Annotated in this window: 11 protein-coding genes; 8 read left to right on the top strand and 3 right to left on the bottom strand. The window is 62.0% G+C overall.

What is annotated here, in order from left to right:
* Positions 1-76: 76 nt before the first annotated feature.
* Together ASG25_RS18410 and ASG25_RS18405 are read right to left on the bottom strand one after the other, a co-directional pair.
* The gene (locus tag ASG25_RS18410; RefSeq protein WP_062478048.1) at positions 77-1,480 is read right to left on the bottom strand and encodes a sensor histidine kinase; all 1,404 of its coding nucleotides are present in this window, start codon (positions 1,478-1,480) and stop codon (positions 77-79) included.
* Between the two features lie 5 nt (positions 1,481-1,485).
* Positions 1,486-2,184, bottom strand: a complete 699-nt coding sequence (locus ASG25_RS18405) for a response regulator transcription factor (RefSeq protein WP_062477491.1) — start codon at positions 2,182-2,184, stop codon at positions 1,486-1,488.
* Positions 2,185-2,326: 142 nt separating this feature from the next.
* Here ASG25_RS18405 and ASG25_RS18400 point away from each other — a divergent pair, with 142 nt between their 5' ends.
* The 5 genes from ASG25_RS18400 to ASG25_RS23020 all read left to right on the top strand — a co-directional run bounded on the left by ASG25_RS18400 (position 2,327) and on the right by ASG25_RS23020 (position 7,076).
* A complete protein-coding gene (locus ASG25_RS18400) occupies positions 2,327-3,397 on the top strand; it encodes an ABC transporter substrate-binding protein (protein ID WP_082480349.1) in 1,071 nt (356 codons plus the stop codon).
* Between the two features lie 283 nt (positions 3,398-3,680).
* On the top strand, positions 3,681-4,625 hold the full coding sequence (locus tag ASG25_RS18395) for a tripartite tricarboxylate transporter substrate binding protein (protein ID WP_062478042.1): 945 nt from the start codon (positions 3,681-3,683) through the stop codon (positions 4,623-4,625).
* Positions 4,622-5,116: a tripartite tricarboxylate transporter TctB family protein gene (locus ASG25_RS18390; RefSeq protein WP_062477488.1), complete on the top strand. Its 495-nt coding sequence runs from the start codon at positions 4,622-4,624 to the stop codon at positions 5,114-5,116. Before ASG25_RS18395 ends, ASG25_RS18390 begins: the two co-directional genes overlap by 4 nt.
* 9 nt (positions 5,117-5,125) lie before the next feature.
* The gene (locus tag ASG25_RS18385) at positions 5,126-6,643 is read left to right on the top strand and encodes a tripartite tricarboxylate transporter permease (RefSeq protein WP_062477485.1); all 1,518 of its coding nucleotides are present in this window, start codon (positions 5,126-5,128) and stop codon (positions 6,641-6,643) included.
* A 271-nt stretch (positions 6,644-6,914) separates the two neighbouring features.
* Complete coding sequence (locus ASG25_RS23020; RefSeq protein ID WP_162241351.1) at positions 6,915-7,076, top strand: hypothetical protein; 162 nt, start codon at positions 6,915-6,917, stop codon at positions 7,074-7,076.
* A gap of 227 nt (positions 7,077-7,303) precedes the next feature.
* Here the strand turns inward: ASG25_RS23020 and ASG25_RS18380 are convergent, their stop codons facing one another.
* Positions 7,304-8,401 (bottom strand): DUF475 domain-containing protein, encoded by a 1,098-nt coding sequence (locus ASG25_RS18380; protein ID WP_062477482.1) that lies wholly within the window; start codon positions 8,399-8,401, stop codon positions 7,304-7,306.
* A 560-nt stretch (positions 8,402-8,961) separates the two neighbouring features.
* On the opposite strand from ASG25_RS18380, the gene ASG25_RS18375 reads away from it, so the two are divergent.
* The 3 genes from ASG25_RS18375 (at position 8,962) to ASG25_RS18365 (ending at position 11,619) form a co-directional block, all read left to right on the top strand.
* Complete coding sequence (locus ASG25_RS18375; RefSeq protein ID WP_347360096.1) at positions 8,962-9,825, top strand: DMT family transporter; 864 nt, start codon at positions 8,962-8,964, stop codon at positions 9,823-9,825.
* A gap of 150 nt (positions 9,826-9,975) precedes the next feature.
* On the top strand, positions 9,976-11,022 hold the full coding sequence (fba, locus tag ASG25_RS18370; RefSeq protein WP_062477476.1) for a class II fructose-bisphosphate aldolase: 1,047 nt from the start codon (positions 9,976-9,978) through the stop codon (positions 11,020-11,022).
* Positions 11,023-11,124: 102 nt separating this feature from the next.
* The gene (locus ASG25_RS18365) at positions 11,125-11,619 is read left to right on the top strand and encodes a gluconokinase (protein WP_062477473.1); all 495 of its coding nucleotides are present in this window, start codon (positions 11,125-11,127) and stop codon (positions 11,617-11,619) included.
* Positions 11,620-11,887: the final 268 nt, after the last annotated feature.

Below are 11,887 nucleotides of genomic sequence, written 5' to 3'. Positions count from 1 at the left end.
ATTGCCCTGACATGACCAATGAAATCCGCTGATCAGACCACCACGCCCTGGAATGGCCGCCTCTGCAAACGCGGCTTCAGTCGCCGCGGGCGACCGCGGGAAACGCCACCCTCGCCCGGAGGCCGCGACCGGCCGTCCCCTCATCCGTAACCGCTGGACCGAGCGAGAGGCTGCCTTCGAAACGAACAGCAATCTCTTCGACGATCGGCAATCCCAGGCCGAGACCCGGAGCCTCGCTCTCGCCCCGGGCAAAGCGCTGGCGCACGCCCGCCAGTCTTTCCGGCGGAATGCCGGGACCGTTGTCCTCGACATCGAGCAGAACGATGCCCGGCGCGTGATCGACCCGCACCGTTACCTCGGCGCCCTGTCCAGCGTAGGCAAGTGCGTTTTCCACGAGATTGCGCAGGAGCTCGCCGATGAGCAGCGATTCTGCCGCGATCGACAACGCCCCCTCGCCCGCGAAACCGAGATCAATGCCGGCATCCGCCGCACGGGGCACGTATTCTGCCGTGACCTCCCGCGCCAACGCCGTCAAGTCCATCGGCAAGAGCGCTGTCGAGGATCCCGATCCCGTCGCGTCGATCTTTGCAAGCAGCAGCAATTGCGCGAGGATGCGCTCCGCGTGACCGACTGCTTCATCACCACGCGCGATGAAGCCCTTGATGTCCTCCGGCTTTTCGGAGCGGGCCGCAAGTGCAAGCTGGGTGCGCACGACGGCCAGCGGCGTGCGCAACTGATGGCCCGCATTGCCCGAGAAATGCCGCATGGCATCCAGCGCCGATTGCAGCCGCACCATGAAGGAATTGACCGTCTCGACCAGCCCCTCCACTTCCTGCGGCACGGACTGCCGGATCGGCCGAAGATCGTCGGGACTGCGCTCTGCGATCGCATCCCCCAGCCGGTAAAGCGGACGAAGCGAGAGCGTGACGGCGATCCAGACAATGGCCGCTGCACCAAAGATCAGCAGAAACAGCCGCAATGCCGAGCGAAACAGGAGCGCGCGGGCGAGCTGCTGGCGCGCCACCGTGGTTTCCGCCACCGTCACGACAAACGGCAGGGAGTTGATCCCGGTTGAGGCGGACCGCTCGAGCGCAGCAATCCGGATCGGCTCGCCGCGGTAGTCGGAATCGAGATAGACAGCCTGTCGTCCCTGCATTTCGGCAATGCCGGGCAGGGTACGATAGCCCGTAATGAAATGGCCAGGCGGCCCATCGACGCGATAGAAGACCCTGTCCTGTGCTGCCGAAGTGAGCATTTCCAGGGCGACATAGGGCATGTCCACCTCAAGCGTGCCGTCCTCGCCCACAACGACGCGATCGGCGATCGCAAGAGCCGACCCCGCCAAGACGCGGTCCGACACGCTGTTTGCCGTCTTCACGGCTTCCCGATACGTGTCCCCGAGCGCGACGACGCCGATGACCGCGGTGGCCGCCAGCAGCCAGGCAAGCAGCCGTCTGCGAAGCGAATGTGCCGCACGCACGCCGCTCATCGCGTCTCCGGTCCGGTGTCAGCCGGCGCTTCCGCCTTGTCGAGATAGTATCCGATGCCGCGCGCTGTGCGAACGGTCAGACCGTAGGATGACAGCCGCTTGCGCAGGCGGCTGACATATTGCTCGATGGCATTGGGGCTGAGATCATCGTCAAACGCCGTGAGGGACTGCATGATGGCATCCTTTGCCACCACTTTGCCGGCGCGCATGAACAGGATTTCCAGAAGCCCCGTTTCGCGCAACGGGATATCGATGGGGACGCCATCCGAAGAGAATGTCCGCGACGTGAGATCGAGCGAAACGGAGCCGAAGCTGACCATCGAGGAGCGAAGGCCGGCCTGGCGCCGCAAAAGGACGCGCACGCGCGCTTCGAACTCGCCGATATCAAACGGCTTGATCATGTAGTCGTCAGCCCCCAGATCGAGGCCTCGCACCTTCTCCTCCGCGCTCCCGCGCGCCGTCAGGATCAACACGGCCGACCGGTTCTGCCGCGCCCGCATGGAGCGCAGCACGTCGAGCCCGTCCATCTCCGGCAAGGTCAGATCGAGGATCACGAGGTCGAACCGCTCCGTCGCCGCGGCCGCATCTGCCGAGGCTCCGTCGCGCACCACGTCGACGGCATAGCCGCTGCCGCGCAAAATGGCGGCAAGCCCCTCCGACAACACCTTGTTGTCCTCAACCAGAAGAATTCTCACAACGCGGCAGCTCCTCACCCTGGTCGATCCTAGGATAAGTCCGGGCAGAGGCAAATCGATATTGCATCCGATGATCGATGTGGCAGCGCGTCAGACTGTTCCGGCACTTGTGTGGCGGCGATCGCTGGCGCAAAGTCCGCCTATGTCCAGTCTCATCGCAGCCATCCTTTTGCTTCTCGCAGGTGCGATCGAGGCGACTGCTGCGCCTGATTTCTTTCCCGCCCGGTCCGGCCGGGCGGATGCACCCGTGCTCGATGTCTACTCGTCGCTCGACGACCCCCTGGCGCAACCGCTGATACGGGGGTTCCAGGCTGCCAATCCCGACATTGCCGTTCGTCATGAAAACATGCTGACCGGCGAGATCTATGACCGAATCGTCCGGGAAACGGATGCCGGGCAGAAGACAGCGGATTTTGCGTTCTCGTCGGCGATGGATCTGCAGGTCAAGCTGACCAATGACGGCTACGCTCAGCCAAGCCATCTGCCTCTGTCCCGCTCCTGGCCCTCTTGGGCGAACTGGCGCGACACGGCCTATGCCCTGACCTTCGAGCCGGCCGTGTTCGTCTATCACAAGCCAAGCTTTGTCGGACGCAAACCGCCCTCCACGCGAGCTGAGTTTGTGCGCTTCCTGCAGGATGCCGGACGTTCGGCCTATGGCCGTATCGGCACCTATGACATCGCGCGCTCAGGCGTCGGCTTCCTGTTCATGGCCCGCGACCAGGAGCAGTTCAGCGACATCTGGTCGGTGATCCGCGCGATGGGTGAGGCCGGGGTCAAGCTTTACGCGACGAGCTCCGACATTCTGGAGCGGGTGGCCGACGGCCGCTTCCTGCTCGGCTACAACATTGTCGGATCCTATGCGGCCGATTGGGCCGAACACCATCCCGATCTCGGCATCATCCTGCCGACCGACTACACGGTCGTGATTTCCCGGATCGGTCTTGTGCCGGAAGCCGCCGCGGCACCCGAGCTTGGACGCCGCTATCTTGCCTTCTTCATGTCCGCCGAGGGTCAGTCGATCATGGCGCGCGAGCTACATATCGCCGCTGTCAATCCGGATGTGGCCGGCAACAACACGGCCAGCACGCTCCAGGATATTCTCGGCGCGCAGTTGCGGCCCGTTCCCGTCAGCCCCGGTCTGATGGTCTACCTCGACCAGGTGAAACGCGCCCGCCTGATCACCCGCTGGAAGGATGTTCTCAACCTCCCGTAGGGATTTCCCTGTCGCGGGTGGATCGCTGCTTGCTACCCTGCAACGGGTGCGATCGATCGTGCGTCATGCGCTGGATGCATGAATGTCAGGTTGATGTCAGCTTACTATGGTGGCTTACTGATGTTCGTCAGCGTGGAGGCGGTGACGAAGCGGTGCGGAGGAGTGTCTCACCAAAACAGCCCGAGCGAAGATCGTATCGATCTTGGCTGCGCGCCTGTCGTCAAAGCTCCTCGCGTCAACAATCGAAACAAAGCGCGTATACGCGCTGACGGAGGACGTCACCTTGAAACAGTTTCTCATTGCATCCCTGATCGCCGGTGCCATGGCGCTTCCGGCCGCCGCGGCCGACTACACCATCATCGCTCCTGCCAATCCGGGCGGCGGCTGGGACCAGACGGCGCGCTCCATGCAGACGGCTCTGCAGCAGGAAAAGATTGCCGGCAACGTTCAGGTCCAGAACGTACCGGGCGCCGGCGGCACCATCGGTCTCGCCCAGTTCGCCAGCCAGTCGGCTGGCAACCCCAATGCACTGCTGGTTGGCGGCTATGTGATGGTCGGCGCGATCCTGACGAACAAATCGCCTGTTTCGCTGAACGAGGTCGAGCCGATCGCCCGTTTGACCGGAGAATATGAAGCGATCGTTGTGCCAGCCGAATCGCCGCTGAAGACCATGGGCGATCTCGTAGACGCGTTGAAGAAGGATCCGGGTTCGGTATCCTGGGCCGGCGGCTCGGCCGGCGGCACCGACCATATCGCGGTGGGTCTCATTGCCAAGGCAGCCGGCGTCGATCCGACCAAGATCAACTACATCGCCTTCTCGGGCGGCGGCGAGGCTCTGGCCGCCATCCTCGGTAACCAGGTCACAGCCGGTATCTCCGGCTACGGCGAGTTCGAGTCGCAGGTCAAGTCCGGCACGCTGCGCCTCCTCGCTGTCTCCAGCGCCGAAAAGATTGCAGGCGTCGAGGCTCCGACCTTGAAGGAAGGCGGCCTTGACGTGGTCGTGCAGAACTGGCGCATGGTTGCCGCGGCTCCCGGTCTTTCCGCCGAACAGAAGGCCGCCGTCACCGCCGATATCGAAAAGATGGTAAAGTCCGCCTCCTGGCAGGAAACGCTGAAGACCAAGGGCTGGCAGGACACGTATCTCTCGGGAGACGCCTTCAAGGAACAGCTCGCCAAGGACGTTTCTGCAACGGAAACGATCCTTAAAGAAATCGGTCTCGTTCAATGAGCGACGTCTCGCGCACACCAAGCGCAACCTCGCGCCGCCCCGACAGGGCGGCGCTTGCCGTTGCCGTCTTCCTGGGAGCCTTGGCCGGCCTGATTTTCTGGGATAGCTCGCGCCTCTCGGCCATGGCCAACTATTCCAAGATCGGCCCTGCCACCGTTCCCTTCGTCATCGCATGGTGTCTTCTCGGCCTTGCGATCTGGACAGCCGTTGCGGCATTCCGCAACGAGTTCCCGGCGCGTGAGCGCCAGGAGATCCCGCCGGTTGCCTGGATTGTCGCCGGTCTCGTCCTCCAGATGCTCTTCCTGCGCACGGTCGGCTTCTCCGTTGCCACGGGCCTCCTCTTCGCGTTCACGGCGGCGGGCTTCGGTCGTCGCAAGCTGTGGATCACCATTCCCGTCGGCATCCTTCTCTGTCTCGCCGTCTGGCTTATCTTCGCCGGTCTCCTGCAGCTGTCGCTGCCGGCAGGGCCGCTCGAACACCTCTTCTTTTAAGAGAGCGTCATGTCGACATTCGAATTCCTGCTCCAGGGCATCGCGATTGCCATGCAGCCGATGAACCTGCTTTACGCGCTCGTCGGGGTGACGCTGGGCACCGCTGTCGGCGTTCTGCCCGGCATCGGTCCGGCGCTGACGGTGGCCCTCCTGCTGCCCGTGACCTATCGGCTCGATCCCGCGGGATCGCTGATCATGTTCGCAGGCATCTATTACGGCGGCATGTATGGCGGCTCGACCACGTCGATCCTTCTGAACACGCCCGGTGAAAGTGCGTCCATCGTCACCGCGCTGGAAGGCAACAAGATGGCCCGAAAGGGCCGAGGCGGTCCGGCTCTTGCCACTGCTGCCATCGGCTCGTTCGTGGCCGGCCTCATCGCCACCATCGGTCTCGCCTTCATCGCGCCCTTCGTGGTCAAGGTGGCGCTCGTGTTCGGCCCGCGCGAATATTTCGCACTCATGGTCCTCGCGTTCGTGACCGTCTCCTCGGCATTTGGCGACTCGACGCTGCGCGGGCTGACCTCGCTCTTCATTGGCTTTGCGCTTGCCATCGTCGGCATTGACCAGCTGACGGGCCAGGCGCGTATGAGCTTCGGTGTTCCTGACCTGCTGGACGGCATCGAGGTGACGACGCTGGCCGTCGCCATGTTCGCGATCGGTGAAACGCTCTACATCGCAGCACAGGGCGCGACGGGGCCCGACAAGGTCGAGGCGGTCAAAGGCTCGGTCTGGATGACCAAGCAGGATTGGGCCCGTTCGTGGAAGCCTTGGCTACGCGGCACGCTCATCGGCTTTCCGATCGGTGCGATGCCCGCCGGCGGTGCCGAAATCGGCACCTTCCTTTCCTATGCCACCGAAAAGCGACTGACGAAGTATCCCGAGGAATTCGGCGAAGGGGCGATTGAAGGCGTCGCCGGTCCGGAGGCGGCCAACAACGCGTCGGCTGCCGGCACACTCGTGCCCCTTCTCACGCTCGGCCTGCCGACGACGGCAACCGCGGCGATCATGCTCGCCGGCTTTCAGCAATACGGTCTGCAGCCGGGTCCGCTGCTGTTTGCAACCAATCCGCAGCTCGTCTGGGGCCTTATCGCGTCCCTTCTGATCGCCAATTTCATGCTGCTGGTGCTCAATCTTCCGCTGGTCGGACTTTGGGTCAAGCTGCTGACGATCCCCAAACCCTGGCTCTATGCAGGCATTCTGCTGTTCGCGACGCTCGGCACCATCGGCGCCAATCCATCGGTCTTCGAGCTCGGCATGCTGCTTGCCTTCGGCCTTCTCGGCTACATCATGCGCATTCTCGGCTATCCCATCGCACCTGTCGTCGTCGGTCTCATTCTCGGTCCGCTTGCCGAGCAGCAACTGCGGCGCGCCTTGGCCATCAGCCAAGGCGATCCGAGCGTGCTGTTTACCTCGCCGATCGCCGCGGTGCTGCTGACCATCGCCGCGCTCGCACTGATCGTCCCCTTGATCCTGCGCGCGCGGGGACGCGGACAGGTGCTGTCGCAACTCGCAGCCAGCGAAGACTGATCAGATCGAAAGTCCTGGGATCGATGGCCGGATGCTTCTGTGAGGCATCCGGCCATTTTTTGTTGAGCGTACAATCCTGAATATAATCGATTTAATGACGGAATTAAAGCATGTAATTATCCGTGCTTCTGAAGCGTCGCCCAAAGTAACACTCTGTTAGGACATCCGTCTTGCTTGCCGCGCATGGCTGCAATGAGCACTTGTACGTTGTCAATGCGGCGTCGAGAGCCCATCTTGTGTTCAGTGAAGATGAGAACAGGAGATAAAGACAGTGACCACGAAGCGTAACATTTTTGGCCGAGCCTTTGCCGTTATCGGCGCCGCATCCGCCGCTGCCGCAGCCATCGAAGGTGGCCGTCGCCCGCAGGCCCGTGATCTCAATACGCTCGGCATCGACCCGGCCAGCTTTCCGGCACCCTATCGCCGCGGCTGATTGCTCTCGACAGTGAGGTCGAGGGAACGTGGCATCAGACGTTTTGCCTGGGATCTCTATCCCGGGCCGCAAAAAGCCCGCAGGTCCATGACGGACCGGCGGGCTTTGCTTTTTTGAGATCCGGTAACATTGGCCCCCATGTGACCGGCCGAGACCTGCCATTCCATGGAAATCACCAGGTCACGGCAGCCGGGAGTGACAGCGGTTGCTGCCACCCCACCAGGCGTTCAAGGCTGGGCCACGGCGTCGGCGCCCACGGGTTGATGTCTGCGATTATACCGGATGGATGACCAGAGAGCGATACCGATGAGCGTCGCGCCGCCAAGACCGGTGATCACTTCGGGGATATGCACAAGCGTTTGGACATACATGATCACCGAAAGAATAAGGATCGCGTAGAACGCACCGTGTTCCAGGTAGCGATATTCCGCGAGCGTTCCCTTTTCCACCAGCATGATCGTCATGGAGCGCACATACATGGCGCCGATGCCGAGACCGATGGCGATGACGAACAGGTTCTGCGTCAGCGCAAAAGCGCCGATAACGCCATCGAAAGAGAAGCTGGCATCGAGCACTTCCAGGTAGATGAACGCGCCAAGACCACCCTTTGCAGCTTCGCTCATCGTCTTTTGCGAGGCATCCAGCAGACCACCGATGACTTCGACGACCAGGAAGGTGACGAGACCGTAGATGGCGGAGAAGACGAACGTGGTGCTTTCGACATCCGGTGTTGCCGCATCGTCGGGAATCAGTGCGGAAAAGGCGAGGATCAGGATGAGGACGAAAGCGATCTCGACGCCCTTGATGCTGGCCGCTGCTGACAGACGTTTTTCGATGAAGGAGATCCAGTGGATCTTCTTGTCATGGTCGAAGAAATAGGAGAGGCCGACCATCATCAGGAAGGTGCCGCCGAAGGCCGCGATCGGCAAGTGGGCGTCGTTCATGATGCGGGCATACTCGTCGGGTCGGGCGGCAGCGAGGATGACGGCATCGATCGGGCCAATCCCGGCCGCGATGACGACGATCAGGAGCGGAAAGACGATCCGCATGCCGAAGACGGCAATCAGGATGCCCCAGGTCAGGAACCGTTGTTGCCAGACCGGCGTCATGTCCTTGAGCTTGTTGGCATTGACGATGGCATTGTCGAAGGACAGCGAGATTTCCAGCACAGCAAGGACCGTGCAAATGAAGAAGACGGTGGCCATGCCGCCGATCGTGCCGGTCTCGTTCCAGCCGAGCCAGGCACCCAGCGCGAGACCGATGCCGGTCACGATGAAAGCCCAGGTGAAATAGCTGAGGGTTGAGGTCTGGGAGGAGGCGTTCATGAACCAACCCTCCCTGTCGAAGCACTGTCCGCTTTAAAGCAGACCGTAAGAGGTCCGCGAGCGGCATGGGCATGGGCAAGAGGCGATGCCGTACCCGCACGGGCACGCATCGTCGTAAAGACGTTCTTTGTCATGGGAATTTCTACATCCGCCGGCTGAGTATGCTGGCGGTACCGACATCGCGAGAGCGCCGTTAAAACTCTCGCCAGAGGGGCCCGGCACCAAGTTCATTCCGCACGAGTGTCGATATCGTATGCGCGGAATTGCTGAACTATCTAGCCATCTCGTCCTCGACGTCAAGTCAGGACACGCGCGACGGGTAAACTCATTTCCTTTTGTCATGAAACCATGGCAAAGCCGCATTGGTTCGCGCCAACACTTTATGGCAATAGAGAGGACCGCAAACAGCGTCTGATCACGCGCGAACACTCCGCGCCTTACCCCTGCCGTGACGCGCATCCCGTCCCTTCTCCCTCGATCACGCCGAGCAAGCCGCCATGTCGTCCACCGTGCCTCTAGACCCGCCTGTCGCCAGACCAGTCGGCCTCGGGATTGTCTTTATGCTTCTCGGCATGCTTCTGTTCTCGCTGAACGACACGATGGGGAAATGGCTTGTCGAGACCTATCCGGTCTTGCAGTTGATGGCGATCCGCAGTGTCGCCGCGCTCCTCGTGCTGCTGCCCCTTGTTCTCAGCCGCGGATTGTCGAACGTGATCCGCGTCGAGCGTCCCGGACTTCAGGCCCTGCGATCGCTGCTCTTTGCTATCGATGCGACGGCATTCTACTTTGCCGTCAGGTTCATGCCGCTTGCCGACGCCATGATCTACTGGCTCGCCGTCCCCATCTATGTCGCAGCGCTGTCACCGTTTCTCCTTGGGGAAAAGGTCGGCTGGCGACGTTGGACGGCGATCTTGATCGGCTTTGCCGGCGTGCTCGTTGCGCTTGATCCCTCGCGCGAAAGCCTGTCTCTCCCGGCTCTCGTCGCATTCTTCGGCAGCGCGTGCTTTGCCATTGCCATCATCCTCGGCCGCACCTTGCGCACCACTCCGGATATGACCCTCGTCGTCTGGCAGTTCGTCGGCTCCTTGGTCTTTTCTCTAGTCGGCATTGCTGTTGTTCCCGGCAGCTGGATACCGCTCGATCCCGAAACCATTCTGCTCCCCGCCCTTCTCGGCGTGGTCGCCATGAGCGCGCACGTGCTTGTCAGCCGGTCCCTGAAGCTCGCGGACGCCGCGACCGTCGTGCCGCTCCAATACACACTTCTTTTCTGGGCCGTCGTCTTCGGCTGGATCTTCTTCGGCGATGTCCCGCGCCCTTCCGTCATCATCGGCGCTGCACTGATCGTTGCCTCGGGTCTCTTCATCCTCTTCCGGGAGCAGACGATCAAGAAAGGCCATCCTCGCGACGAACAGCGGCCGGATTGATCGTTCAGCGTTGCCAAAGCGGTCTTGATCCTTATGCTGATCGATCAACAGGGGTGTGCGGCAGCGACCGTACAGGTTGGCGCCGCGACGGGCGCCACCTGGAGAAATCACGGCGGCGGAGAGAGCGGCCGGTACACTAGGGAGAGCGGAATGGGACTGATCAGCCTTCGGCAATTGCTGGATCATGCGGCCGAAAACGACTATGCGGTGCCGGCCTTCAACGTCAACAATCTGGAATATGTGCAGGCCGTCATGCGCGCGGCCGACAAGACGGACAGCCCCGTTATCCTTCAGGCAAGCCGCGGCGCCCGCGCCTATGCCGGTGATGGCTTTCTGCGGCACCTGATCCTCGGCGCCGCCGAGGAATATCCGCATATTCCGATCTGCCTCCATCTCGATCACGGCGACCAGCCGTCGACGTGCATCTCGGCCATCACCAACGGCTTTACCTCCGTCATGATGGACGGCTCGCTGCTCGCAGACGGCAAGACTGTGGCCAGCTATGAATACAACGTCGGGGTGACCGCGGACGTCGTGAGGATTGCCCATGCCGCCGGCGTATCCGTCGAAGGCGAGCTCGGCTGCCTCGGCAACCTGGAATCGGGCGCGGGCGAAAAAGAGGATGGACACGGCTTCGAGGGCAAGCTGACGCGCGAAGAGCTGCTGACGGACCCGGACCAGGCCCTTGATTTCGTGGCCAAGACGGGGGTCGATGCACTCGCGGTTGCGATCGGCACCAGCCATGGAGCCTACAAGTTCACACGCGCGCCGGATGGCGACATCCTGTCGATCGAGACGATCGAAAAGATCCACAGGGCCCTTCCGAACACACACCTCGTGATGCACGGCTCCTCCACAGTACCGCAGGATCTGCAGGACCTTTTCACCGCCTATGGCGGAGAGATGACGCAGACGTGGGGCGTGCCGTTGTCGGAAATTCAGCGCGGCATTCCCTTCGGTGTCCGCAAGGTCAACATCGACACGGACCTGCGTCTTGCAATGACGGGCACGATTCGAAAATCCTTCCAGGAGAAGCCCGAGAATTTCGATCCGCGCGGATACCTGAAACCAGCAACGGCTCTGATGACCGATGTTTGCTTGGAGCGTTTCGAAGCCTTCCGCACTGCCGGCAAGGCACCGTCGATCCGCATCAAGCGACTGGCCGAAATGGCCGCAACCTACGCAAAGATGGCCTGAACAGTGCAAGAAGACAGCAGATCCGAAACCCGGGGGGCCTCGGCCCCCCATCCCTCTCTCGATGACGTGACGGCGTCTCATCTGTCCGTGCCTGTGGTGGTCATGGGCGTGAGTGGTTGCGGAAAGAGCTCCGTCGGCGCGGCCATTGCCGAGGCTTTCGCGACGGATTTCATCGAGGGAGACGCGCTGCATCCGGCGGAAAACATTGCCAAAATGTCCGCTGGTACGCCACTGACCGACGAAGATCGCTGGCCATGGCTCGATGCGGTGGGCAAGGCCCTGCACGAGGGCTCGGATGGCGGCCATGCGGTTGTGGTGTCCTGCTCCGCTTTGAAGAGGACATATCGCGATCACCTGCGCCAAGCCGCTGGTGGACGGCTTGCTTTCGTGTATCTCACAGGCACCAGAGCCGTTTTGGAGTCCCGCATGGGCCACCGCACGGGGCATTTCATGCCGACGACGCTCTTGGAAAGCCAGTTGGCGACGCTCGAACCACCGACGGGCGAAGACCTTGTGGTCACCGTCGATATCGACCGCCCGCTCGAAGCGGTCGTTTTGGCCGCGATCGACGGTCTGGGTGATCTCAAAACCGAATGACAGCCACGTTTGCCGCTTCCTCGACCGGGCAAGCGTACCGATCGGTGTCATGCCTGTCAGGCGTGCTTGGCCTCTCCGATCGGCAGGCCGTTACAGCATGGAGGGACGGTCGGGCCGCGCTTCTCCGAACATATGCTGGCGGAGATGGTGCACAGCGGAAACGCGGGAACATTGTTGGATGTCATGACGTCGTCACACCAGGATGACACGCGTGCCGCAATGACGGCACGGGGTCCATATCCGCTCCGACTCACTTTCCACCATGGTC

It is taken from the genome of Rhizobium sp. Leaf384, from assembly GCF_001424065.1.
Taxonomy (GTDB): Bacteria; Pseudomonadota; Alphaproteobacteria; order Rhizobiales; family Rhizobiaceae; genus Ferranicluibacter.
Note: the sequence above shows the minus strand (reverse complement) of the source record. Positions and strands in the feature narration are given on the sequence as shown.

Excerpts from the sequence above, each read along its gene's own strand:
- ASG25_RS18400 (WP_082480349.1), top strand. The coding sequence starts at position 2,327 with ATGTCCAGTCTCATCGCAGCCATCCTTTTGCTTCTCGCAGGTGCGATC.
- ASG25_RS18390 (WP_062477488.1), top strand. The coding sequence starts at position 4,622 with ATGAGCGACGTCTCGCGCACACCAAGCGCAACCTCGCGCCGCCCCGAC.
- ASG25_RS18385 (WP_062477485.1), top strand. The coding sequence starts at position 5,126 with ATGTCGACATTCGAATTCCTGCTCCAGGGCATCGCGATTGCCATGCAG.
- ASG25_RS18380 (WP_062477482.1), bottom strand. The coding sequence starts at position 8,401 with ATGAACGCCTCCTCCCAGACCTCAACCCTCAGCTATTTCACCTGGGCT.
- ASG25_RS18375 (WP_347360096.1), top strand. The coding sequence starts at position 8,962 with ATGCTTCTCGGCATGCTTCTGTTCTCGCTGAACGACACGATGGGGAAA.
- fba (WP_062477476.1), top strand. The coding sequence starts at position 9,976 with ATGGGACTGATCAGCCTTCGGCAATTGCTGGATCATGCGGCCGAAAAC.
- ASG25_RS18365 (WP_062477473.1), top strand. The coding sequence starts at position 11,125 with ATGGGCGTGAGTGGTTGCGGAAAGAGCTCCGTCGGCGCGGCCATTGCC.